The sequence below is a fragment of the Bacteroidota bacterium genome (assembly GCA_016706255.1).
Taxonomy (GTDB): domain Bacteria; phylum Bacteroidota; class Bacteroidia; order Chitinophagales; family BACL12; genus UBA7236.
Genome location: JADJJZ010000006.1, coordinates 341,491 through 367,597, shown reverse-complemented (window position 1 = coordinate 367,597; position 26,107 = coordinate 341,491). Strand labels below are relative to the sequence as shown.

At 36.7% G+C, this 26,107-nt stretch carries 24 protein-coding genes; 11 read left to right on the top strand and 13 right to left on the bottom strand.

The genetic code is table 11. The features are described 5' to 3' along the window. Positions 1-5 precede the first annotated feature (5 nt). The 7 genes from IPI65_10285 to atpB form a co-directional block, all read right to left on the bottom strand. The gene (locus IPI65_10285) at positions 6-1,913 is read right to left on the bottom strand and encodes a TonB-dependent receptor plug domain-containing protein (GenBank protein ID MBK7441900.1); all 1,908 of its coding nucleotides are present in this window, start codon (positions 1,911-1,913) and stop codon (positions 6-8) included. Between the two features lie 487 nt (positions 1,914-2,400). Next, positions 2,401-3,285, bottom strand: a complete 885-nt coding sequence (gene atpG, locus IPI65_10280; protein ID MBK7441899.1) for an ATP synthase F1 subunit gamma — start codon at positions 3,283-3,285, stop codon at positions 2,401-2,403. A gap of 45 nt (positions 3,286-3,330) precedes the next feature. Next, positions 3,331-4,911, bottom strand: a complete 1,581-nt coding sequence (locus IPI65_10275) for a F0F1 ATP synthase subunit alpha (GenBank protein MBK7441898.1) — start codon at positions 4,909-4,911, stop codon at positions 3,331-3,333. Between the two features lie 62 nt (positions 4,912-4,973). Continuing rightward, positions 4,974-5,534: an ATP synthase F1 subunit delta gene (gene atpH / locus IPI65_10270; protein MBK7441897.1), complete on the bottom strand. Its 561-nt coding sequence runs from the start codon at positions 5,532-5,534 to the stop codon at positions 4,974-4,976. Between the two features lie 39 nt (positions 5,535-5,573). Then, positions 5,574-6,086: a F0F1 ATP synthase subunit B gene (gene atpF / locus IPI65_10265; protein MBK7441896.1), complete on the bottom strand. Its 513-nt coding sequence runs from the start codon at positions 6,084-6,086 to the stop codon at positions 5,574-5,576. A 105-nt stretch (positions 6,087-6,191) separates the two neighbouring features. Continuing rightward, positions 6,192-6,434: an ATP synthase F0 subunit C gene (gene atpE / locus IPI65_10260; GenBank protein MBK7441895.1), complete on the bottom strand. Its 243-nt coding sequence runs from the start codon at positions 6,432-6,434 to the stop codon at positions 6,192-6,194. A 31-nt stretch (positions 6,435-6,465) separates the two neighbouring features. Continuing rightward, positions 6,466-7,560 (bottom strand): F0F1 ATP synthase subunit A, encoded by a 1,095-nt coding sequence (gene atpB, locus IPI65_10255; GenBank protein ID MBK7441894.1) that lies wholly within the window; start codon positions 7,558-7,560, stop codon positions 6,466-6,468. Positions 7,561-7,880: 320 nt separating this feature from the next. Between atpB and IPI65_10250 the strand changes: the two genes are divergently transcribed. The 4 genes from IPI65_10250 (at position 7,881) to IPI65_10235 (ending at position 10,981) form a co-directional block, all read left to right on the top strand. After that, the gene (locus IPI65_10250; GenBank protein ID MBK7441893.1) at positions 7,881-8,600 is read left to right on the top strand and encodes a M15 family metallopeptidase; all 720 of its coding nucleotides are present in this window, start codon (positions 7,881-7,883) and stop codon (positions 8,598-8,600) included. 13 nt (positions 8,601-8,613) lie between these two features. Further along, positions 8,614-9,519: a T9SS type A sorting domain-containing protein gene (locus tag IPI65_10245; protein ID MBK7441892.1), complete on the top strand. Its 906-nt coding sequence runs from the start codon at positions 8,614-8,616 to the stop codon at positions 9,517-9,519. Between the two features lie 552 nt (positions 9,520-10,071). Further along, the gene (locus IPI65_10240) at positions 10,072-10,449 is read left to right on the top strand and encodes a hypothetical protein (GenBank protein MBK7441891.1); all 378 of its coding nucleotides are present in this window, start codon (positions 10,072-10,074) and stop codon (positions 10,447-10,449) included. 106 nt (positions 10,450-10,555) lie between these two features. Continuing rightward, positions 10,556-10,981, top strand: coding sequence for a T9SS type A sorting domain-containing protein (locus tag IPI65_10235; GenBank protein MBK7441890.1), 426 nt, complete (start codon positions 10,556-10,558; stop codon positions 10,979-10,981). Positions 10,982-11,606: 625 nt separating this feature from the next. On the opposite strand, the gene IPI65_10230 is transcribed toward IPI65_10235, so the two are convergent. Continuing rightward, positions 11,607-12,989 (bottom strand): hypothetical protein, encoded by a 1,383-nt coding sequence (locus tag IPI65_10230; protein ID MBK7441889.1) that lies wholly within the window; start codon positions 12,987-12,989, stop codon positions 11,607-11,609. Between the two features lie 209 nt (positions 12,990-13,198). On the opposite strand from IPI65_10230, the gene IPI65_10225 reads away from it, so the two are divergent. Together IPI65_10225 and IPI65_10220 are read left to right on the top strand one after the other, a co-directional pair. Further along, positions 13,199-13,885 (top strand): hypothetical protein, encoded by a 687-nt coding sequence (locus IPI65_10225; protein MBK7441888.1) that lies wholly within the window; start codon positions 13,199-13,201, stop codon positions 13,883-13,885. A gap of 81 nt (positions 13,886-13,966) precedes the next feature. Beyond that, positions 13,967-14,734, top strand: coding sequence for a M48 family metallopeptidase (locus tag IPI65_10220; GenBank protein MBK7441887.1), 768 nt, complete (start codon positions 13,967-13,969; stop codon positions 14,732-14,734). Here IPI65_10220 and IPI65_10215 read toward each other — a convergent pair. Together IPI65_10215 and IPI65_10210 are read right to left on the bottom strand one after the other, a co-directional pair. Then, positions 14,731-15,399 carry a hypothetical protein gene (locus tag IPI65_10215; GenBank protein MBK7441886.1) on the bottom strand — a complete coding sequence of 223 codons (669 nt, stop codon included), beginning with the start codon at positions 15,397-15,399 and terminating at the stop codon, positions 14,731-14,733. The two genes, IPI65_10220 and IPI65_10215, sit on opposite strands and share 4 nt — an antisense overlap. Before the next feature lie 27 nt (positions 15,400-15,426). Next, positions 15,427-16,488, bottom strand: coding sequence for a PorP/SprF family type IX secretion system membrane protein (locus IPI65_10210; GenBank protein MBK7441885.1), 1,062 nt, complete (start codon positions 16,486-16,488; stop codon positions 15,427-15,429). Between the two features lie 101 nt (positions 16,489-16,589). Here IPI65_10210 and rlmN point away from each other — a divergent pair, with 101 nt between their 5' ends. The 5 genes from rlmN to IPI65_10185 all read left to right on the top strand — a co-directional run bounded on the left by rlmN (position 16,590) and on the right by IPI65_10185 (position 20,969). Further along, a complete protein-coding gene (gene rlmN, locus IPI65_10205) occupies positions 16,590-17,633 on the top strand; it encodes a 23S rRNA (adenine(2503)-C(2))-methyltransferase RlmN (protein ID MBK7441884.1) in 1,044 nt (347 codons plus the stop codon). A 69-nt stretch (positions 17,634-17,702) separates the two neighbouring features. Continuing rightward, on the top strand, positions 17,703-17,921 hold the full coding sequence (locus tag IPI65_10200) for a hypothetical protein (GenBank protein MBK7441883.1): 219 nt from the start codon (positions 17,703-17,705) through the stop codon (positions 17,919-17,921). A 2-nt stretch (positions 17,922-17,923) separates the two neighbouring features. Continuing rightward, positions 17,924-18,841: a DoxX family protein gene (locus IPI65_10195; protein MBK7441882.1), complete on the top strand. Its 918-nt coding sequence runs from the start codon at positions 17,924-17,926 to the stop codon at positions 18,839-18,841. Continuing rightward, entirely contained in the window at positions 18,838-20,688 is a 1,851-nt protein-coding gene (locus IPI65_10190) for an alkaline phosphatase D family protein (GenBank protein MBK7441881.1), read from the top strand. The genes IPI65_10195 and IPI65_10190 overlap by 4 nt, the downstream gene beginning before the upstream one ends. A gap of 20 nt (positions 20,689-20,708) precedes the next feature. Continuing rightward, complete coding sequence (locus IPI65_10185) at positions 20,709-20,969, top strand: hypothetical protein (protein ID MBK7441880.1); 261 nt, start codon at positions 20,709-20,711, stop codon at positions 20,967-20,969. Positions 20,970-21,033: 64 nt separating this feature from the next. On the opposite strand, the gene IPI65_10180 is transcribed toward IPI65_10185, so the two are convergent. From IPI65_10180 to IPI65_10170, 3 genes are all read right to left on the bottom strand, one after another. Continuing rightward, the gene (locus IPI65_10180) at positions 21,034-21,615 is read right to left on the bottom strand and encodes a NifU family protein (GenBank protein ID MBK7441879.1); all 582 of its coding nucleotides are present in this window, start codon (positions 21,613-21,615) and stop codon (positions 21,034-21,036) included. A gap of 135 nt (positions 21,616-21,750) precedes the next feature. Beyond that, entirely contained in the window at positions 21,751-24,336 is a 2,586-nt protein-coding gene (locus IPI65_10175; GenBank protein ID MBK7441878.1) for a TonB-dependent receptor, read from the bottom strand. 190 nt (positions 24,337-24,526) lie between these two features. Further along, on the bottom strand, positions 24,527-25,975 hold the full coding sequence (locus IPI65_10170; GenBank protein ID MBK7441877.1) for a PDZ domain-containing protein: 1,449 nt from the start codon (positions 25,973-25,975) through the stop codon (positions 24,527-24,529). Positions 25,976-26,107: the final 132 nt, after the last annotated feature.

Sequence of the window (26,107 nt, the reverse complement as noted above, 5' to 3'; positions counted from 1 at the left end):
GCATTTTAAAATTTTAAACTGTAACTTAAAAATGGTACAAATTTGAAAACGGTTTGCTGCGCAACATACGATTCATAACCAATTGGTGGATATGCGTTTATAGGCAGCCCTGTGTAACTTATCTCCAAGTACATTGGGTTGTTTCTGGCATATACATTATACACTCCAAACGTCCATTTACTGAATTTATAGGTTGAAATTTGTTTTTCCCTGATGAATGAAAAATCTAATCGATGATAATCCGGCAAACGGTTTCCATTAATTTCATCAAAAATATAAAATGGCAAACCACTTGGATCAATAAATACAGCAGATGGCAAAGTAGCCGGCCTCCCGGTTTGATAAACGAATAAAGTTTGCAACGACCATTTATCAGTCAATACAAGTCCTGCAGTTATACCAAAGTCGTGAGTAATATCATATTTCGAAGGAAAATAGTTCCCGTTATTTAATCCCCCGAATCGCCTTTTGCTGCTACCATAAGTATACTCCAAAGTGAGATTTAAATATTTAAAATCTTTTTCAACAAATAATTCTGCACCATAAGCTTGTCCTAATCCGTAAGGAATAATGCGCTCTGTCCAATCGCTGGAAGCATTAAATAAACTTGCTTGCCCCGGGACAAAGGAAACGAGGTTATGCATATTTTTATAATATACTTCTGCTGTAATTTTTAAATCAGCCTTATGAATATTTTTGAACCACCCAATACTCATTTGCGAAGCAGATTCAACTGGTGCGGATTCGGTAGCCGGAAGCCATATTTCGTTTGGCAGTGTACTTGAATTGAGTGATAAATAATGAAAGGGTTGACTCATTGTGGTTACTGCAAAATTCCAAGCTGTAAAGTCATTGGGGATTATAGACAAGCTTATTCTGGGTTCTAATAAAAGTTCGCTATATCCATCATTATAAAAATATCCTGCTCTACCTCCAATATGCATTTTGAGTTTTCGTGTTAAGAATAATTCATTATCAATATAAGCCCATGGCACCAAACTCATGAATTTATTAGAAAAAGTATCCAGCTCGTTTTCGATGTTGCCATTTATTTTTGAAACAAAATGCAATTTGTTCGGCTTAGTATAAACATCATTTAAAACATCAACCGTATTAGTGTTTTCCAGATTGGCTATAAATCTAAAGCCACTATAATTCAATTTCGCAGTTAAAAAAGTAGTATCATTTAACGGTAAACGATATAAGGCACCTGCTGCAGTGTTGCCCCATTTAAATGTTATTTCAGAGATATCATCTTTTGTTTCATCAAACTGAGAAAAATAGTCGTTATTATGAAAAAAGCTGAGCTTGAGTTTTCCTTTTTCACCTACATTAGTATTTACGTTAGCATTAACATCGTATAACCAATAATTGGTATAGGTTCCACGTTCATTCGACTTTACAATTAACATTTGAGGTAACAATATCAAACCAAGATAAGAAATGCGGCCTCCTATTGCATAACTCGCGTTATTTTTTGATAATGGCCCTTCCGAATAAACATTTGAACTTAATGTACCAATAGTAAACTCATTATTTACATACCCTTTTTTAGGACCTTCTTTAGTGGTGATATCAATTACTGAAGATAAACGCCCACCGTATTCCGCAGGAAAATCACCTTTATACACTTTTATATTGCCAATGGCTGAAGGATTAAATGCAGAGAAAAATCCAAAAAGGTGATTTGGATTAAAAAGAGGTATACCGTCAAATAATATTAAATTTTGTTCCGGATTGCCACCACGTACTACCAAAACAGATGAACCTTCCTGCGCTAAACTAATTCCGGGAGCTATAGCAAGTGCTTTCATTAAATCCGGTTCACCGGCGATGGAAGGAATAGCTTTTAATTTTTCAATATCAATATTGGTAACATTAATATGTTCATCAGGGTTTTGTGATGAACCCAAAATAGTAACAGGAGCCAGTGTTATACCTTTTAACTCAATATTCAGTTTTGTTTGTGTGTTATCTGTTATTGTAATTGTTTTGGGTTCAAAGCCGATATAAGAAACTTTAATACAAACGGTCAGACTGTCTACTATTAATTTAAAATAACCGAATTCATCCGTAACGGTTCCGTAGTTACTTTCGCATTTTTACAATTGAACCAATTAATAAGGGATTTTCCGGTTTCTTCGTATACATAACCAGATAAAATGATTGACCATGTCCTTAGGCTGGAAAATAAATACAAAAAAAAAAGGAAATAAATTAAGAGATTTCATACCAAAACCCCCCCCCCCCCCCCCCAACAAACCCCCGCCGGACCCGACGGCCCCACCCCCCCCCCCCCCGGCCCCAAAAAAAAAAAAAACAAAAAAAAAAAAAAGGAAAAGCCCCCCGCCGAAAAAAAAACCAACCCCCCCCCTTGATTAAATGAAATTTTTCAGTCTCTTACCCCTGTAAAGCAGCCGCACCACTCACAATTTCTGTAAGTTCGGTGGTAATTGCAGCCTGACGTGCGCGGTTGTATGAAATTTTTAATTCTTTCAATAACTCATTCGCATTGTCAGATGCTTTGTCCATGGCAGTCATACGTGCACCATGTTCAGAAGCATTACTGTCGAGTATATAACGGTAAAATGAAGTATTTAATATTTTCGGTACTAATTCGAGAATCATTTGTTCCTTTTCAGGATCGTAAATGTAATCGGGTTTTACTTTTTTAGCACCTGCAACAGGTTCTAATTTTTTAATCGGTAAAAATTGTTCGGTTTCAAGAATTTGTGTGGCAGCGTTTTTAAATTTATTATACACCACTTGCACCTCATCAAATTCACCTTTCAAAAATCCTTCTTTAATATAAGTTGTAGCGCGTGAAACATTTTCGAAATCTACTGCAGTAAATAAATTCATGAAATCGGTATTTAAAGCATAAGCGCTGCGTTTAAACACATCGTAACCTTTTTTACCGATGAACATAATTTTTACATTCGCTTTTGGCAAATGGCTGTATTTTTCTTCAATTGTTTTTTTGATTTGCTTCATTACGTTTGCATTAAAGGCTCCGCACAAACCTTTATCAGACGTAATTGCAACGAGTAAAACTGATTTCACTTCGCGGCTTACTGCAAAATCTATTTTCACATCCTGTCCGGCAGCATCAGCAATATTGCTAAGTAATTCACCCATTTTTAATGCATAGGGGCGCATCTGTAAAATTCTGTCTTGTGCGCGACGCAATTTTGCAGCGGATACCATTTTCATCGCTTTGGTAATCTGCTGTGTGCTGATTACCGAAGTGATTCTGGTGCGGACTTCTTTTAATTTACCTGCCATTACTTATTTGATATTGTGTTTTATTCAAACACGATTTATTATTAATTAAGCTGAATATTGTTTACTCATATCAGCAGCTACACGTTCCAGTGTACCGGTAATTTCATCTGTTAACTGACCGGCTTTTAAACCATCAAGTACTGATTTATGATGTGTTTCAAGGAAAGTTAAATAGGCATCTTCAAATGCTTTAACTTTTTCAACCGGAATTCTTCCCAACATACCTTTTGTTCCGAGGTAAATGATAGCAATTTGTTTTTCAACGGACATTGGCGCATATTGTTTTTGTTTCAATATTTCCACGTTGCGCTGACCTTTATTTAATACTGCCATTGTTGCAGCATCCAAATCAGAACCGAATTTTGAGAATGCTTCCAACTCGCGATATTGTGCCTGGTCTAATTTTAATGTACCGGCAACTTTTTTCATCGATTTAATCTGAGCGTTACCACCCACACGACTTACCGAAATACCCACGTTGATTGCAGGACGAACACCTGAGTTAAACAAGTTGGTTTCAAGGAATATCTGACCATCGGTAATAGAAATTACGTTGGTTGGAATATATGCTGATACGTCACCTGCTTGTGTTTCGATAATTGGTAATGCTGTTAAGCTACCACCACCTTTCACTTTGCCTACTAATGATGCAGGAAGGTCGTTCATTTGACTTGCAATTTCGTCGTTGTTAATCACTTTCGCAGCGCGCTCTAATAAACGGCTGTGTAAGTAAAATACGTCACCCGGATATGCTTCACGTCCCGGTGGGCGACGGAGTAATAATGATACCTCACGGTAAGCTACTGCCTGTTTAGATAAATCATCATAAACAATTAATGCAGGACGTCCCGTATCGCGGAAAAATTCGCCGATAGCAGCACCTGCAAACGGAGCGTAAAACTGTAACGGAGCAGGATCAGATGCAGAAGCTGCAACAATAATTGTGTAATCCATTGCACCGTGGTCAGTTAATGTTTTTGCAACCTGAGCAACAGTAGAGTTTTTCTGACCGCAGGCTACATATATACAAAATACCGGTTTGCCGGCTTCATAAAATTCACGCTGATTGATAATGGTATCGATTGCAATCGCAGTTTTACCTGTCTGACGGTCGCCGATGATTAACTCACGCTGACCACGACCGATAGGAATCATCGCATCGATAGGTTTCAAACCTGTTTGTAATGGTTCGTTTACCGGCTGACGATAAATTACGCCCGGTGCTTTACGCTCCAAAGGCATTTCATATAATTCGCCTGATAAAGGACCTTTTCCATCAATTGGTTCGCCGAGTGCGTTAACAACACGACCCAACATACTTTCGCCTACTTTAATAGAAGCAATATTACCTGTACGACGCACAGTATCACCTTCTTTAATTTCGTCGGATGAACCCATTAATACCACACCCACATTGTCTTCTTCAAGGTTCAATACGATAGCGCGAACGCCATTTTCGAATGTTACCAATTCTCCGGATTTAGCATTGTTTAATCCGTAAATGCGGGCAATACCATCACCCACCTGCAATACGGTTCCAACTTCTTCTAAATCAGAACTCGTTTTAAAGTTGCTTAATTGCTGGCGAAGTATCGCGCTTATTTCATCAGGTTTTACGTCTACCATGATTCTGTATTTTTAATTTTATTATTTATTAAATCTGCATTGCTGCAGTAAAAAATTCCAATTTAAAATTTGCGAACGTAATCGTTGTTATCAAATTCATCTTTCAAAATAGCCAGGCCACGTGAAATAGAATTATCAATCATTTTATCGTCCCAGTGTAAAATATAACCACCAATTAAACTTTCGTCGATTGTGGTAGTTAATTCAATTTGTTCTAATCCAACTGTTGATTTTAATTTCGCCAACAATGTTTTTTGAACATCATCAGAAATAGGATGTGCGGTTGTTATATTAACCGGAGTAATATGCATAAATGCATTGTATTGAGCGATAAATGCATCAATAATTTCCGGTAAATGTGATTCACGGTTTTTACGCATCAATATGCCGATAAAATTTTCGGTGATATCGGTAATTTTATCGTGAAACACATTTAAAACAACTGCCATCTTTTTGTCGCCATTTACAATCGGGCTTTTCAACATCATGTAAAATTCACGATTGTTGTCGATAGCGGTATTTAACATACGCATATCAGCCAATACCTCCGACATCTTGCCTTTTTCTTTGGCAAAGTCGAGTATTGATTTTGCGTATCGTGTTGCTAATTTTGTTGATGACATGGATACAGTTTTTTATTGAAAGCCAAAGGCCGGCAATAATTATTTTACTTTAATTTCTTCTACTAATTGTTTGATGTATTGTTCCTGATCCGCTTTGTTATCTAATTCTCTTCTCAGTATTTTTTCAGAAACTTCCAACACCATATTTCCAACGTTATTTTTGATTTCAATTAAAGCGGCCATTTTTTGGTTATTGATAGCGCCTTTTGCTTCATCAACAATACGATTGTATTCAGCATTTGCTTTTTCGCGTGCTTCGGTGATAATCTGGTCTTTGGCATCTTTTGCCTCACGCAACATTCTGCTTCTTTCTTCACGGGCTTCGTTCAGAATTTTTTCATTATCGGCTTTCATGTTCGCCATTTCTTCACGTGCTTTTTGCGCCTGATGTAATGCATCAGAAATACCTTCTTCACGTTTTTTTAATGCATCTTTTATTGGTCCGAATGCAAATTTGTTTAACAACCATAATAAGATAAGAAACACCAAAACAGTCCAGATAAATAAACCCGGATCCGGTGTAATAATGTCGAAAGCACCTAAAAGTGTCATTGTTGTCATATTCTATTTTTTGATGGGTTATTCCAGGAATAACCTTTTAATTTTCACTGTAAAAAATCAGCAGCAACCAACCGTTGCTACTGATTTTAATTTTTTTTACCCTTGCATAAGGGCAACAACTACTGCGAAGAGTGCAACCCCTTCAACGAGTGCTGCAGCGATAATCATGTTAGTTCTGATTTCGCCGAGAACTTCCGGTTGACGAGCCATTGACTCAAGAGCGCTACCGCCGATACGGCCTACACCGATACCAGCTCCAATAGCTGCTAAACCGGCACCAATTGCTGCAATACCTTTAACAGGTTCTGCTGCTGCCTGCATAATAGTTAATAAATCCATGTTACTGTTTTATAATAGTTAATAATAATAATCAATGATGTGCTGCACTTGCATGTTCGGCATGGTCATCATGATGATGATCTTCCTGAGCAAGTGAAATAAATAATGCGCTCAACATGGTGAAAATGAAAGCCTGTAAAAATGCTACCAGCAATTCAAGCACACTCATGAACAACGCAAATGGAACAGCAACTGCTGCACCGCCTAAACCACCACCTAAGTTTTCACCTGCATTTCCGAATACGAAAATGAGACCTACTAAGCTGATGATAATGATATGTCCCGCAGTAATGTTCGCAAACAAACGAATCATTAAGGCAACAGGCTTAATAAATATACCTGCAATTTCAATCGGCACTAAAATCACTTTCACAAAACCAGGTACTCCGGGCGGGTTAAAAATATGACCCCAGTAATATTTATTCGCATGTAAATTGGTTATCAGGAAGGTAATCAATGCCAAAGCACAGGTTACTGCGATATTTCCGGATAAGTTCGGATTCGAAATCAGCGGAATTAAACCCATCATATTCGAAATCCATATAAAAAAGAAAACGGTAAGTAAATAAGGTAAATATTTATCCGACTTTTTACCAAGGTTTGGTCGCACAACCTCGTCGCGAACAAATAAAATAAGTGGTTCCATAAAACTCTGTAAACCTTTTGGCGCTTCACCTTCACGGCGTTTGTAAGCTTTAGCAACAGAGGTAAATACCAAAAACATAATGAGTGACACTATTAATAAGGTAGCCACGTTTTTGGTTATCGATAAATCGAGGGTAAAACCACCATCTTCATGCACAATTCGTCCGCTTTCGCTGTAATAAAACCCATTATACGTTTCGTGGTCATGACTAACTACGGCAGCATGGTCGGTATGATTGCTTACAATTGTATCTGTAACATGCTCATCTTCAGCAACTTCTGTAGCTTCACCGTGGTGAGCAGCCGGCATTTTGTTGCTTAAAAATACATTTAAGCCATCGTGAATTACGATACAAGGCAGCGGAATGGTTAAACCACCCACAATATGCCATTCATGTGAATCGGCTACGTGGTGCATAGCGAACTCCTTGGCATCATATTCCCCCTCTGAGGCCGCTGAAACCTGCCCTGCCATTAGCATTACCAAGCCCAGTATAACCGACGATAAAACCTTGTTTGACGACTTCACGATAGTGATAAATTTTGAATTTCGCCGCAAAGGTAAGGCTTCAATACTAAAAAAAGAAAAAAGTAGGGGTTAACCTTACGCGGAATGCAAAAAAGTTTAACCCCTGGCGTAAAGGTTTGGTTTGTGTAGGCTAAAACTCGCATTTCGGGTGGAATTTCGTAAAAACTGTCTAATTAAAAATACATTAAAAAATCTGCAATTATTTTATCCCGGCGATAAAAAACGGTTCGGTTAAAAGGTTGAGTTCTAATGATATTTAATACATTTACCGGATGAAGTTACCGGCGATTTTGGCAGGGGTGGTTATTCTACTTTTTGGGTGCAATCAACAGGATGCTGCACCGGAAAAGTCCAACCCTGAAATTAAAGCCTCAAAAGGAGTCGATTCCACCTTGGAAAAATCGCTTCAGGCAGCAGGATTGGTAAATGTGCAGTCGGTAATACCCGAAATTCAGGTTGAATTAAAATATTCTACCACCGACAACTTTTTACATGCCGATGTATATGGTGATTTAACGAATGCTTATCTGCAAAAAGATGTAGTGGAAAAATTAAAAGCAGCTTATCAGTTTTTGCAGGAAACACATCCCAACCTCACCTTTATAATTTATGATGCGGTTAGGCCTTTGAGTATTCAATATAAAATGTGGGAAATTTTGGATCTGCCACCGGGGCAAAAAGAAAAATATTTATCTAACCCCAAAAACGGAAGTATACATAACTACGGTGCAGCCATTGATATGTCGCTGGCTGAAAAAAATGGCAACCCTTTAGACATGGGAACACCATTTGATTTTTTTGGCGAAGCAGCAGAACCACAACTGGAATATAAAATGTTGCAGGAAGGTTTGCTTACACAACAACAAATTGACAACAGAAAAATATTACGCAGCGTTATGCAAAAAGCCGGCTTCCGACAATTACCTGCCGAATGGTGGCATTATAATTCCTGCTCGCGGGAAGAAGCGAAAATTAAATATGCGGTAATTTAAAATATATAAAACTATGACAACCCCAAACAGATATCAAAAACTAAAAGCCTATTCACTTTTTTCTACGGCTTTTTTGTTTAACGGGGCAACAGGGTTTAATCAGGTTGTTTACGTTGATATTGACCCGGATATTATTCTCGACACACCCGGAGAACAATTTACTTTAGATATTGATGGTAATGGTGCTGATGATATTTCTTTTTTTAATTCCTCTTTTGACTTTTATATGGCTACACCTTGGTGGTCGTATTGGACAAGGCAGGATTTAGTTGTTTACCTACCAGATGAAAAATTAGAACTTGCAGGATTAAAACATTATGTTTATTACTGGTCGCAAAATTTTTATTATCCTTATGCATTATCAAATAGCGAAATAATTGGTGATGACTTGCAATTTAATGCTGCATCTTTTCAGGCAATAGCTGAGCGAACCTATTATCAAGATCACACCAATTTATTCTTTTGTAATCATTGTTATTGGTATAATTATTTTACAGCCGAATCAGTTAACAAGTACCTTGGATTTAAATTAAAAAATGATGGAGGTGATTTCCATTATGGTTGGATGCGCTGTGATGTATTGGACGAAGGCCGAACAATGATTATTAAAGATTACGCATACGAGCTGACGCCTGACAACCCAATATTAGCCGGTGATACAGCACATTATGTTGGCCTGTCGACACAGGCGGGAAAAATTGAGCCGGTAGTGTATTGTGAAAATAAAAAAGTATATATCTCTAATTTAAATAAAAATTGTGATGTAAGTATTTACAATTTAAATGGCGGTATAATTTTAAATAAAGAAGTTAAAACCGGTTCAGTAGAATTTGATTTGCAAAATGTTGCTACCGGAGCATATCTTGTGGTTTTTAAAAATGAAAATGATATCCGTTCAAAAAAAATTATTATTAATTAAACCGGCATATGTTAATTATCAACCGAATGGTGGCACTATAATTCCTGCTCGCGGGAAGAAGCGAAAATTAAATATGCAGTGATTTAAACGATATTAAACTATGACAACCCCAAACAGATATCTAAAACTAAAAGCCTATTTATTTTTATAAGGTTACTCTATGGTAGTCGTTTTGGACATTGCAGGATTTATGTGCAATTGTTGTTAATGATAATTTAACCTTAGCCGGACTTAAACATTATGGATATTATTCTTCGCAAACCATTTATTATCCATATGCTAATTCTGTTGAAGAAACTATCAAAAATGATTTACAATCCAATAACCTATATTTTCGACTTGAGCAATTAAATTAAATGCTTAATATATGAGGCGATAATTATGGAGTTCATGTTAATTTTGTAACCTAAGGTAGACAAAGGTATAGTGAAAAATGTTAAATTTGATGAAGCAATAAACATAATGGGTATACCAAGCGGTTATTACTTTATAGATGTAATGCTACCTGGAGGTAATACTTTACATAAAACGTTAATTAAAATTTAGCGCTAAATGAAAATTGATAATTTAGAAAGTAAGTTTAGAAATTATTCCTTATTGTCTGGGGCTTTTTTACTTTTGAATCAAAGGTTGGATTCTCAAGTTGTTTATACCGATGTTAATCCAGATACCATTTTTGATGCAGCTGGAGAGGGAGCTTATTTTGATATTGATATAAGTGGCACCTATGACTATGCAGTAGTCAACAATTCTTTTACATTTTATCATGTATATTTTTCTTCAACATGGTCTCGACAAGGATATTTTGGTTGGGCCATTAATTTGAAACTAATTCAATTGCTGGAAAATCTATTAATTATAAATACGATTACGGTGGATTTTAAGGTATTTCCCTTCCGCATTAAATTCAAATTCAATCATTTCGGATAAATTAGAATGGCATAACTGGCGTCTCAAATTTTAGCTATCCGAGATTATTTTAACTTCAGGTGCAAATATTAGGTCTTGTTTTTATTGTGAATGGTATGGTCCTGATTTGCCCGATATTATTGATCATTATTTGGGGATAAAATTTATAGGAAACGATGACGAAATGCATTTCGGATGGATTAGGTGTGATGTAAAAGATGAAGGTCGAACTTTAGTAGTTAAAGATTACGCTTACGAAATGCAGCCGAATTATCCAATAGTTGCAGGAGATACAGTAAGCTATGTTGAAATAAATAATTACGAAAACACTTTAGATGCTGTAGTTTATAGCTTTGATAAAAAGTTGTATGTTCAGACTAGACTCTATTCGAATACCTTGTTATCTATTTATGATGCCACAGGCAGAATAGTTTTCAAAAGTCAGCTAGGAAGTAATTCTGAAATAATTGATATAGCTCAATTTCCTGATGGGATTTACATTGTAACATTACGTCAAAATGAAAAAGTGTATTCTAGGAAAATCTCATTTTAATTTGATAAATTAGTTTTATTAATACTATCAGTAATTTCCTCCAGTATGGGCTGCTTCAAGCGCCTCGGCTAAAGAGCGAATACTTGAAAATACTAACACAAACCTATTTTTGAGATGAGTTCTAATTTTTTAACTGATATGTTGATGTTTGAGCATTTTAAAAATAGCCTATTTATGTCTGAAAATGTTCTGGTAGCCCGGATAGAAATGGAAACCCCGCAGTTCCGCCCGCGATAGCAATTGGGGCGGACGAGGAGTTGGAATGGATAGCCGGTACTGAAGTAAATTAGTAGGATAATGTTGCTGCTCCAATTTATTATTCGTTTAATTTAATAAGTGAAATCGTGTAACATAATTTTTGTTATATAAATCATGTTTCAGGCGATTATTTTCTGCATGATGCAGTTTACTTTTTGTTAGAACTCATCTCAAAAATACCTTTGGCATCTTTTCTGCGTCTTCGCTCTTTATCCTTCGTTGCTTTAATTGCCCGTACTACTTCCAGTATGGGCTGCTTAAAGCGCCTCGGCTAAAGAGCGAATACTTGAAAATACTAAAACAAACCTATTTTTGAGATGAGTTCTAGCGAACATCTGCTAAAATTAAATATGTGGTGGTGATTGAATTAAATTTTAAATCGGAGTACACCAATTGCCATTGAAACATTCGGACTTGTTTCGCCAAACCAGGTTAAAGCATCGCGTGTGGCTACACCAATTTCCCAAATTTTAAAATCGAGACCGATACCTGCAGGAACATTATAGGCATATCCGCCACCTGCTGATAAACCTGCAGATAAATTTAATATTTCGAACAAGGTTAATTGTGCACCTACGCCGATAACAGGTGTTTCAATAGCACCTGCTACTTCATTCATAGGAAAAACGGCATCTAACCCAACATCTAACAAATCATTTATTTTTAATGAAGCCCCTAAACGCAATTTTGTTGGCAAACTCACTTCAAATTCGCTTAATCCTGAATATTCAATTAAATCCTGTTGATTCAGCATATCGCTGATAATTTGAATCGGGTCGGTAGATGTTACGCCACTAAATGAAACGGTATCTAAAACAACATCATTTATTTGTAAAACGTTGGCAGTGTATTTCATTTTACCGATATCTACAATTGAAGCACTTGCAGTAAGGGCATCACGAACTTTTACACTAAAGCCGAAATCCCAGCCGGTTCCGCGCCCTACAGGTTCTGCTGCACTTGCTGTTATTGGAGATGTTATTCCTGCTTCTAAATCTAAAATATCTAAACCCAATGCACTAATGCCTGTAATAGTTGAGCCATCGGAATGCATATCGAGATATCCATATCCTAAAATATATTTAAATCCGATTCCGGCATAAGCACTTATTGTTTCTTCTGAACCAAATAATTTTAATCCGTAACCGAAATTAAATGAAGTATTTACATCAAATTTAAATTCAGAATCACCAAATAATTCCGATAAACTTAACGGCTCATATGCTACACCGTAAATTTCTGTTGGTGTAACAATTACGGTATCAAAATAACCCGCATAATCATATCCTTCAAAAATGATATTTGCCGCTTCTCCATCAAATTTGGAGTTATATGCGGCATGTCCGGTTACACTAAAAGCAAGTGTACCAAATTTTGGCACTCTTAAACTAAACCCAACTGCCATAACATCCACATTAAATTGTATTCCCTCGTTTAAAAAAGCCTGCGCCAACATTTCCGACTGAGCAGCAGTTATGGAATCTTCATTATTAAACAAAATAGCCCGCACATCATCTTTTACCAGTGCTTCAGAATAAATGCCATAACCCAACTCGGCAATACCTAACGAAAAAGCATACTTTGTTTGAAACCCAAGGTTGGCAGGATTAATTCCAAGTGCTTGATAATCAGTAACAAACGAAGTGGCAGTTCCTCCTCTTCCTGTAGCACCAAACGACGATTGTTCCAATTGAGCCTGAGCACCTGTAGCTAAAATGACAGGTATAAGAATACATAGCAGCTTTTTCATTCCCGGTTGTTTTACAGCTTCAAAAATAGGATTTGTTTTAACTTAATACTACAGTTTATAAACAAATCGGGATTGGTTTTGTCTAAATTTTCGAATAAAACAAATATCATCACCCAATGCCAATCTATTTATTACTTTTACCTGTAAGAAACCGCCATACAAATGGAATGGTTTTTGACAATTGAGTTACCACTAAAAACTAAAAAACAATGCAATCACTAAAAACACTTTGTTTATCGGCCTTCCTGCTTATCGGCACGGCATTATTTGCGCAAAAAGAAGTTATGGTTTCAGAAGGCAATGCCACTATGAGCCTGGGCGAACGGACAGGTTTTACCATTACGCTGGATAAAGTATCAGAAAAAGAAACCATAAAAGCATTAAAAACCTGGGTAGGTGAAATGCAGAAAAAAGCAGACATCGAAGAATCTGCAAAACATGAACTTAAAGTAACCAGTTTTGTAAATGCGCAGTTAAGTCCCGACCCAATTAATATTTACTTTTTATTTACCGAATATTCCGACTACATTAAAGTGACCGGATTTTTTGAAATGAATTTAACATTTGTGTCTACTTCTACCCTGCCTGATAAAGTAGAACCATGCAAAAACTTTATGCGCCGTTTCGCTTTGCGTATAGAAAAAATGGCCGTTCAGGAGCAACTGGTTGCTGCACAAAAAGAATTGGACAAACGCAACGATGAACAGGCAGCATTAGAAAAAAAGAATAAACAACTCAACGAATTAATTAAAGAAAGTGAGGAAACAATTGCAAAAGCAAAAGCTGATTTAGAACAAAATGGCAAAGACCAGGATGGCAAAAAATCGGAAATTGCAAAACAAAAAGCTGCAAATGAAGCGATTGAGCAAAAGTTGAAAGAATATGAACAGTACTAATGAAACTTTTTATTAAAAAAAGCGTCTTTTCGAAGGCGCTTTTTTTTTGCGGCATACAAAATTCCTATTTTTACATTGCAGATGGCAGCTACTCAAAAAACAACAAAAAATACAATCATCAAACAATATTCGCTACCGGTTGGTGATAAAAATTTTGCTGTTTTTGTATATCTCGAAAACCGTTATGATTGCCGTGCAAGTATTGGCACAAAAGGTATTCATATCAGGCTTTCAAAACGTATGAGTGAACACGACAGGTTCGACCAGGAAATGGAATTGCTCGACTGGGCTAAAAAGTATATCGCCAAAAACGAATTACACAAAAAACCACCCCTTTACCGCCAATATCGCGATGGCGATTATATTAAAGTAATGGGCAAAGAATTTTTAATTCGTTTACATTATGTTCCTCAAAAAAATGCTTCTAACGGTCATTTAAAAAATGGTGTAATTTATTTACAGCTTTCAGAAGGCATGTCGCCCAAACAAGACCAAAAACACAAAACATATTTGGTAAGCCGTTTAATCGGGAATGAATTTCAACCACAAATTGCACAACGGGTTCAATATTTAAATGATTTACATTTTCAAAAACCCATTAAAAAATTAAGGCTGCGCGATAGCATTACGAGTTGGGGCAGTTGCAGTTGGGATGGAAATATTAATATTAGTGTACGATTATTATTTGCCCCACCTGAAGTAATCGACTATGTATTAATTCACGAGCTTGCACATTTGGTAGAACACAATCACAGCGACCGTTTCTGGAAATTAGTCGCGAAAGCAATGCCGGGTTATCAATTAGCGGAAGACTGGCTGAATATTAATGGCAGTCAGTGTATTTTTTAAGGTAAACGCAGGTTTTTTTCTTTTTGCACTTTACCGTCTTTATACCATTTCATTTTAATTAATTTGCCATTTGAGGCATATACATAAACCAAACCGGTGCCATCGCAAAATGTGCCCGGGTCAAGTACATTTCCATTTTGATCGTAATAGGCATTAATATTCCATAATTTGCCATTTACATATTCTAAACTGTGTTTTAACCTGCCATCGTTATAATAAAATAAACTAATGCCATTTAATTTCTTTTTATAATACGTTAATAGCGCCATTACATTTCCATTCGGAAAATAATTGTATTTTTTATACAAATTGCAATCACCGCTTGCTACATCACAATACCTGTCGTATAATTTATAACCATGAATATCGTACTCCGACTGCCAACCCGAAGGGATACGCTCTTTACCACTAATCAGGTATCTGGAAAGCAGCCAATTGCGGTTAATATTAAATTCTTCCACATATAATACCGAGTCGCCTTTTTCTATTGCTGTTTGATACTTTTCAAATTTTTTAAATACCGTATCACCGTTCACTAAATTATAATCTTTCACCAAAAAAAATCCATTTGGTAATTTACTCATGCTGATATCAAGCATGGGTGTTTGTGAATACACTGCATAAAAAAAACATAAATTAAAAAACAGTGTAATCCCTTTTTTCATACCATTAAAAAAATAATAGTCTAAAAATTAAAATTTAGGGCAAGGAATTTTTCTTGCTTTTTGTGGCAGACTTGAAATATAGGTAAGTGAAATTTCAGGGCCACCATTATTTTTACTTGCTTCAGATAAAGAAGAAATATTTACATCATAACTCAATCCTAAACTGATTTTATCATAATCGAGACGTGCTGATATTGCTGTGGATTCTGCTTTTGTTGCCGCTTCCACATCTCCAACCACACGCTGCCAAATACCAAATGAAATGGCATTTGAACTCCATTTCATGCCTTGCAAATAAAATTTCAGGTTAGTCCCACCAAAATATTCAGTATAAGGACCTTGGAACACCACCATTACTGCAGGCACCAGACTGGTAAGTTCACCAACCGGAATTTGAGCGCCAGCATGAGCGGAAGTGCGCATGTAGAGTTTGTCGTTTTGTGCTCCAATCGACTGGTTGGGTTGATTCACATGATACATGGAAGCACCGATATACATACTTACTTTATCTTCACGAGGCACCAGATACCACATTAAACCTGCTGATAAATCGAGGTAACCTTTCGTATCAAATCCAATAGATTCGCCTGTTCCCAGGGTTGGGTCGTAATAAACACCGTCGAACTGACTCGCAAATGTCATTGCCAGATAGTCGATACTTTTTTGTGCATATCCACCCTGAAATCCGGCAGAAAGATAACTTCTGTGGTAACGATCACCCATGGTTTTGATATAGGCAAAGGTTAAATTCACTTGCGTGCTGCTGTATCTAGTATCTCCGGCAACGTCAGAATAGGCATTCAAACCAATGCCCATCAGGTCAGTTTTCAGGAAAGAAGAACCAAAATTAGCATCAACACTGGCACCAAAAGTGTTAAAAGGAGCGAATGAATTCCACTGGTTGCGATAATTCACAATGCCGCGGATATTGCCGTTGAAAGCACCTGTTAATGCAGGGTTCAAAGTTAAAGGTGATGAAAAAAACTGACTGAAATGGATGTCCTGCGCGTGTAGCGACAAAGATGCCAAGCCAACAATAAATAGTGTGAGTTTCTTAAACATACCTGAACCCTGGTTTATTCGGAGCATGAAGTTCGTGGTTTTATGGGATATTACAAAATATGACGCCACAGTTTGGGCTTCAGTATATTGTAAGTGGTTTACACGCATTAAACGTTAACTTTGCATCAATGCAGGCAAACGACAAAATTGTAATCAGAGATTTAACCCTCGAAATGCTCACCGAAAAAATTGTAGGTTTTGGGGAATCTGCTTTCAGAGCCAAACAAATTTATGAATGGCTTTGGAAAAAAAGTGCAATGGATTTTGCCGAAATGAGCAATCTTTCCAAAAATTTACGCGCTTTATTGGAAGAAAAATTTACCATTAATCCGATTACTATTGATTTTGAACAAAAAAGTAGCGACGGAACCATAAAATGTCGGTTTAAATTGCATGACGGGCATTTGGTGGAAGGTGTTTTAATTCCGGCTGAATACCGCATGACAGCTTGTGTTTCAAGTCAGGTGGGCTGTAATTTGGGATGTACATTTTGTGCAACCGGTTTTATGAAAGTAAAACGCAACCTCGAACCTTACGAAATTTATGATCAGGTCGTATTATTAAATCGCGCAGCATTAGCGCATCACAAACAACCATTAACCAATATTGTATTTATGGGCATGGGCGAGCCTTTGCTTAATTACAATAATGTATTGGCCGGTATCGAAAAAATTACTTCTGAAAACGGATTACATATTTCATCAAAACGTATTACTGTTTCAACTGCGGGATTAGCGAAAATGATAAAAAAATTAGCCGATGATGATGTGAAATTTAATCTTGCCTTATCACTCCACGCTGCTGATGATATTAAACGCAGCAAGTTGATGCCAATAAATGAAGCCAATAATTTATCTGACCTGGTAAAAGCGCTCAATTATTTTTTCGATAAAACAGGTAACCGCATCACTTTTGAATACATTCTTTTTGATGGTATTAATGAAAGTATGGAAGATGCAAAAAACCTCGTTGCATTATGCAGTAAAGTTCCTGCAAGAGTAAATATTATTGAATACAATACCATTCGCGAAGCCGATTTTCATAAATCGAAAGAAGAACAACGCGAACGATTTATTGCCTATCTGGAAACACATCGTGTTGTTGCCAAAGTAAGGCGCAGTCGCGGAAAAGATATTGATGCTGCCTGCGGACAATTAGCCAACAAAGGATAAATTGTAATAAATTTGCCATAAGCTGAAATGTTTAAAACAAACTCCAAATCGCTGTTTATTTTTAGGCTTATGAAACCTCAATATTATTTGGTTGTAATTATTGCCCTCCTGTTCGCTACCGGATGTGATAAAACATATAGTTGCGATTGTTATCAGGATGTAATGGGTTATGATACTACGTATACATTAGTTGGTGAAGGCCGCGATGCACAAAAAGTTTGTGATGCATTTGATTCGGAAACCACTGAATTCGGAATTACCAAAACCGTAAATTGCGAACCTTATTAATTATGTTGAGCATCAGGAATAAAACATTACTACACTGTATCAGAATTTTTATCGGACTGGTATTTATTGTATCATCCGTATTTAAATTAATTGGTATTGATGCTTTTGAAATTTACATTTTTAGTTTACAGCTATTTGGTCTGCCATTTTCATCAATTATTGCACGTTTAGTAATTAGTGGAGAATTTATATTGGGTATTTTGCTCATAACGAATATAGATTTTTCTTTAGTAAAAAAAATCACATTTGCGGTATTAGGTTTATTTTCCATTTTTTTATTAATACAAATCATTTCCGGCAAAACTGAAAATTGTTTTTGTTTTGGGGAGATGATACAACTGAGTCCGGCGGAATCACTTATTAAAAATATTGTACTGCTTGCTTTACTTTGGCTTATCCGAAATGATTCCGGATTCCGAATAAAATATGCATCTTCTATTCAGCTTTTTGTTATTGTATTTGCATTATTATTGCCTGTTTTATTATCGCAACCCGACTTTATGCTCAAGTGGCCGCAAATGTCGCAGGACACATTAAGTATAGCTGCCAAACGAACTGCCAATAGTCAGGAATTACAACCACTAAAACCTACTGAAGGAAAAAAAATGATTTGCATGTTGAGTGTAAATTGTGGTTATTGCATTCATGCAGCAAATAAAATTTCAGTAATTGCAGATAAACATCAGCTCAACGATGAAATTATTTATGTTTTTGCAGGAGATGAAGCTGAGCTGCCGGTATTTTGGGAAAAAAGTAAATCAACACATTTTACATATACCTTTTTACCATTTCGCAGTTTTTTCGATATTGCCGGTCCATCCATTCCGAGTATTTATTTATCAGAAAACGGTGCATTTAAACAGCAGTTTAATTACCGCAATATTGATGAAAAAGCGATAGCAGATTTTTTTGAAAAATGAAATCATACACACTTTTATTTTTAATTTGTTGCTCAACATTTTCCCTGTTCGCACAAATTGAAAACCGCTGCACGGCAGATTCGTTATTAGCTCCTTTTTACCATGGCGTTGCCTCAGGCGATCCAACGGCAAACAGTGTTTTGTTATGGACCAGAATTACCTTACCCGATGATGAAAATCCCGAAGTAAGCTGGGAAGTAGCAACTGATACTGTTTTCACTACTGTAGTCGCATCTGGTATGGTAACAACCAATGCTGCACAAGACTTTTGTATACACGCCGATGTTAGTGGTTTAGCTGCAAATACCTGGTATTATTATCGTTTTAATTATGCCGGATTTTACTCGCTTACCGGAAGAACAAAAACATTACCGGTTGGTGATATCGATAGTTTGCGATTTGCTATTATTTCCTGCGCCAGTTTAAATGCAGGATATTTTAATGTGTATGATATTATTACACGCCGCAACGATTTTGATGCGGTTATTTTTTTGGGCGATTATATTTATGAATATGAATCGGATGGTTATGGTTTTAATGGTGCTGTTGACCGCCCTTATGAACCGGAGTCGGAAATTATTTCACTGAGCGATTATCGTACACGTCATTCACAATATAAACTGGATGAACAATTGCGCGTGTTACATCAAAATTTTCCATTTATTTGTTTGTGGGATGATCATGAATTTGCAGACAATGCCTACAACGATGGAGCAGTAAATCATCAGCCACTTGCAGAAGGCGATTGGCACGAACGTGTTGCTGCAGCAGAATCAGCCTATTTTGACTGGATGCCGGTACGCAGAAGTGATGATACGTTACATCCAAATAAAACCTATCGTTCATTTAACATGGGTAATTTGGTTGATTTATTTGTGTTGGATACACGCATTGATGATCGAACAAAACAATTAGATTATTTAGCAGCAAATTGGGATGATACTTCTCGTCATATCATTAGTTTAACACAACGCAACTGGTTATTTGAAGGATTAAAAAATTCAACTGCACAATGGAAAATTATCGGACAACAGGTGATGTTATCGCCGCTTACGGCAGTTGGTGTCCCAATTAACGACGACCAATGGGATGGATATCCGCAGGATCAGGAAGCAGTATTACAATTTTTGCGCGACAGTATAGCTAACAATAAAGTTATTTTAACGGGAGATATCCATTCGAGCTGGGCAAATGATGTAGCAACACCCAGTTACGATGCCGGTGCACATTCAGGAAGTGCTGCTGTTGAATTTGTAGGACCAAGTGTAACATCACCAAGTATGGAATTAGGCTGGGCAGAAGATGTAATTCAATTAATGAACGAACACATTAAATTTATTGATATTGAACATCGCGGATTTTTAATGCTGGATGTTACCAAAGAAAAAACACAAGGCGATTATTATTTTATTAATAACATTAATACACTTGACACAAATTACAATTATGATGATGGGTGGATGATATTAAATGGAAACAACTGGCTCTATCACGCCGATACTGCAACTGTTCGCGCCGCAAATAAAATGATTCCACTTGCTCCGGGATGCCCTGCTGCTCCTGATACTGCAACAATTGGCATACAACAATTCAATATGATAATAATGGGTGTTTATCCAAACCCATTATCAGATGTGTTAACGATGCAATATGTTTTATTCGAAAATACACCCGTTTGGATTTCGATATACGACATTAGTGGTAATTTAATTTTCACTGACCAATTTAATCAGGTTTCCGGTTTGCACATTTATAAATCGAATCTGGAAAATCTACCCGCCGGAAATTATCAGCTTACGCTAAAAACCAATAAGGGCGCAATTTCCAAAGCCATCATAAAAATGTAATCTCCCCAAAAAAAATAGTTTTGAAGGTACCATTAAAAGCAGTTACATTTGAGCCGATGAAAGTTGGATGGGTAAAATATCGGTTTGTTTTGTTTTCAGTAATGCTTCTTTTACTAATTACTACTGCTTGCGAAAAAACAACAAATTGCTACTGTGAAATTGAAACCAATGGTGTTAAATCAAATAATACCATGGTTAGTGAAGATGGAAATTGTAGTCAGTTTAACGATGTTGATACAACAATGGGCATTATTACCACCGTTAACTGCACGGTTGAATAATTCCGGGCAAAAAAAAATGTGCTATTGATACAACAGCACATTTAAATATTATTTAGCGTGAAATTTAAATCTCAACACTTTCTGCAACTACTTCTTTAACTTCCGGCACCATTCGGCGTAATAAACCTTCGATACCTGATTTTAATGTAACTGTTGAAGAAGGACATCCGCTGCAAGAACCTTGCATCATTAAAGTAACAATACCATTGTCGAACGATTTAAACTGAATTGCACCACCGTCCATTTCAACTGCCGGTTTTACATACTGATCGAGCATCTGTTTTATTTTGGCAACAATTGCATCACCATCCATTTCACCGCTGATATTATCGGTTTCAGGAATTTCGCCAACTATGGTTTTTCCTTCGCTTACCCAGTTTTTGATAAAATCAGAAATTGATGATTTTACTTCAAACCAATCAATTTCAGCGTCTTTACGAACTGTAACAAAGTTGTTCATTATAAAAACGCCCTTCGCAAAACTGAATTCATTAAAAATGGCTTCTGCCAATGGGGCAAATGCAACTGCATCACCGCGTTCAAAGTCCACACTGCGGCCGGTTAACAACATTTTGTTCATCACAAATTTGAGGGAATCCGGATTGGGAGTTGCCTCAGTGTATATACTTACTATAAAGTTGCTCATCTGGTTATCTTTTCTGCCGAACAAAATTAGCCATTTATTGGTTCATTTGTCTGAAAAATTTGAAACAAGTCTGCTAAAAAGAACGCCCGCCCGGCATATTACAGCGCAGGCGGGCGTTTTTACAATTTTATATTATCAGAATTTAAATCCGAGTTTAGTAAACAGGAATGTTCCGCCAAAGCCCATTTGAACTGCATCCCAGGCACCACCTGTTTCTGTTTCATAAGGGTCGGTTGGGTCAGGATAAGTGTTTAACAAGTTAGCAGCACCAACAGTTAAATGCATGTTGCTGGTAATATCGTAACCAACGCTGGCATCTATAGTTGTTTTAGCAGAATAAGTATATTCTAAACCACTGTAATTAATTAATGTAATTGCGCCGAAATAATTAGCACGTAAATTCACATTTAATTTTGGTGTAGCATATTCTGCATTAATATGCATTTTTACCGGAGGCGCACTCGCCAATAAAAAATATTCTTCGCGATCGCTGAAGTAATTATCTTCTTTTCCGGCAAGCAATTCGTTGGTATGAATTGCAGTAACTTCCATTTGATTAAAGTTACCTGCGTAGGTAAATGTAAGGGTATTATCTTCCATATATATTTTATAAGATATAATGGCATCTAAACCCATTGTTTTTGTATCTACGGCATTGGTAAAAAATCTTGCGTAACCAACATTTAAATCTTCCAGTGTTGAACCAATTTGATCATCATCGGTACCAAAACCATCTGTTAATACGATACGGTCGGTAATGGTAACATAATAACCATCTAAAGTAAATGAAAGTGATGCTGTTGGTTTAGCGGTAATACCAAAACTGGCGTTTACACTTTTTTCTTCCGTTAAACTTGGAATACCCAATTCGCGGGTAATGGTACTTTTATTATCTGCAATTAATTCATCCACAATAACACCATTTTCAACATTGGTATACGTTGAAGAGAAATAAACTTGCGCAAGCGATGGTGCTCTGAACCCGGTACTAAATGAACCTCTCAAAGCATAATTTTTTCCTAATGCTAAACGTGCAGCTATTTTTCCGTTAATGGTATTTCCAAAATCAGAATAATCTTCAAAACGTAATGCACCGCTCATGGAAAAGTTTTCTGTAAAATCTGCTTCCACATCAGCATAAACACCAATATTGGTTCTGAACTCATCTGTTTCATCACCGGGCTGAAAACCAGGGAAACCCTGAGCTCCGCCGGGACGGGTCGTAGTATCACCACCATCAATAAATACTTCACCATAATTATCCCATGAAGCCTGTTCGCCGGCAAAAATGATATAATTATCTATTCGGTATTCAGCACCGTAGGCAATATTTAAACCGTGTAAAGCATTATCAAAATAACGTGAAAAATCGAGACTTGTTGTTGCTTGTGCTAATGAAAATCCACCATCATCAAATTCTGTTGGTGATGCTTCACCCATTGATGCATTTAAGGTGTTACGACCATAATAATGCATTTTATTTTTTCCCATTGTGGTATTAAAATCTACATCCCATCCGCTGATATCACCACGAATACCTGCAGATAATGAATGATCATTCACAACCGAAGCAATAATTGGGTCAAATCCTTTTGGATAAATAGAATCAATATTTCTGTTTTCACCTGCTCCACGTGTATAAGCATACGATTCAACATCGCGACTGTTTGTTCCACCGAATGCATAAAAATGTGTGTTTGCATTTAAAGGTAATTTCATATTAAACCATGCCGTAAAATCGGTAACTTCTGCATCACCGTATTGATTACGCACATCGGTATTATCAGGAAAATCGCCGGTAAATTCAGCACGGTTTGTATGTCCGCGATAATGATAATCGGATGTTACATTTATAAATCCGCCATCGCCAATTTTAAATCCGTAATTTCCATTTAACTGCAAATTTTGTCCGTCGAGTGAGCCCTGATTAAAATTATCTTGTGCCATATAAGCACCTGTATTTACATTTCCGGTAAATTCATTTACATCATCTTTTAATACGATATTAATAACACCTGCAATGGCATCTGAACCATATTGTGCAGAAGCACCATCGCGTAAAATTTCGATGCGTTCAATTGCAGCGGCAGGAATGGTATTTAAATCGCTACCGGTATTTCCGCGACCGCGTGTTCCAAAAATATTGATGAGTGAACTTTGGTGATAACGTTTACCATTAATTAAAACCAATGTTTGGTCAGGGCCTAAACCGCGCAAAGTTGCCGGGTCAATATGGTCGGCACCATCTGAACCACTCTGACGGTTGGAGTTAAACGAAGGAGCAGCATATTGCAGCAACTGGTTAACATCTAATTGTCCGTTTGCAGCGGTTACCGATTTAACATCAATTAAATCGACAGGCACCATACTTTCGGTGGCTGAGCGGTTTAAGCTACGTGTACCAACCACTTCAACACCTGAAAGGTTGTACGATTCAGCTTCCATAATTACGCGTAAGGTAGTTTGTGCACTAACTTCAATTTCCTGAGTGGCATAACCCACAAAAGTGAAAACCAGGGTTCCGGGAACGGTTTTCATAGTAATGGTAAAATTGCCATCCAGGTCAGAAATGGTTCCGTTATTGGTCCCTTTTTCAACAACAGTTGCGCCCGGTAATGCACCACCATTGAAGTCTGAAATGTTGCCCTTTATCTGCGTTTGGGCGAATGTGGCCGCCGAAATCAGCATTAAAAAGGTGAATAGGTAAAGGTTATTCTTCATAGATTTTGGTTTATTATAATGCTAATCTAAATATTTTTTTAACCTGTACATAATCATTGTAAACATTGTATATCGCTGATGTTCAATTATATAGCCGAATAAACTATAGTGATATCAAAAAATCAGTACATAAAAAAAGCCGGCCTTGCGACCGACTTTGCTCTGAAAATATTTAACCCTTAAACAAAAATTATTGCAGTATAACCGATTTAGTTCCGGAATACCCATTTTGTGTAACTTTAATAAAGTAAGTACCTTTTGGTGCCGATTCCAATGAAATTGTTTTATCGTAAGCACCACTAAAATTTTTTAATGTTTCACTATATACTTCTTTCCCATTCACATCGGTAACTACCACTCTGGTATCACCTTCCTGATTTAAATTAAATTTTATATTAAACGAACCTGCACTTGGGTTGGAATAAACAATTAAATTTTGCGGGTCCATTAATGGGTGTAAACCATTGGTAGCAGTATTTTCTTTTGTTGATTCCGGCTGATCTTTTATTGCAGTTATACAAATAGAAACATTGCGTTTGCCATCCGTAGAACTGTAGCTGTACGCGCATCCCGGCGTTACTGGTGCTACATGATCAATAATAATTCCGGGCTCATATCCTTCTTCATCACCATCAATATAAAATTGATTTTTTACTTCATCTAATACAGCATCAGTTTTTTGAATTTTGCCCGCGCGTTTATATTTAATACTGATTTTTTCACCGGGTTTTGTGGTATTCATAATTTCCATTAATGCATCATAACTCACCACATTATTTCCGTTTAATTCTGTAATAATATCACCTTCTTGTAATCCGGCTTTTTCTGCCGGCGAATTTTTTTCGACACCGGTAATAATTACTTCATTTTCTTCATCTTGCAAATACACACCTAAATATCCACGATCGGGTGTACTCATTTGAAATAAATTATCGGGACTGATATTATCAAAATCAAATTGGAATGAATCGAGATTATTATTCCATTCGTTCGACCATGCACTTATTGCATTTTTATTTTCTTTTAAGATGGCATTTACGGTTTGCTCTTTGCCATCGCGCAGGTATGTAACTTTTACCGAAACACCGGGTTCATACATACCGATAACTTCAGTAAGGTTCGATGGCGATTCAATTGTTCGTTTGTCGACTCCGATTATAATATCGCCTTCCTTAAGTCCTGCTTCAACCGCAGCGCCTTCTTCAACCAATCCTGTAATTTGAGCCCCTTCAACATTTTTATCTGTGTACACACCTAATACGGCTTTATTTGGGGAAATGAACGACATTTCATCCAAACCGCTAATGCTCAGTTCCGGTAGTTCTGGAAGTTCCGGCATTTCAATATTCTGTAACCCTTCCATCATATCTTCAAAAGCAGCCTCATCCCAATTAAACTGAAAACCGGTATTGATATCAATATTCAATTGATTCAGTTCTTCTTCCACCCCTAATTCTTTAAGCAAAGCATCCAAATCAAAATCCTCCAATCCATTAATATTTGTGTCTATCTTCACTGTTTTACCGTCCACATTAGCATCAATTTTGATACGAATCTGGTTGTCCGGATTCTGTCCGAAGGCAAAAAACTGCACCGCAGCGAAACAAATAAAGGAAAATGTAAGCAGGAACCGTTTCATGACAACTTGAGTTTTTTTGGTATTAAGTGGCTAAAAGCCTTGTTATGACTAAGACATGACAAATTTAGCGACCTTAGCAAAGCGAAGTAGTTAAATGTCAATTAAAAGATGTTAATGTTGCGTTAAACAACT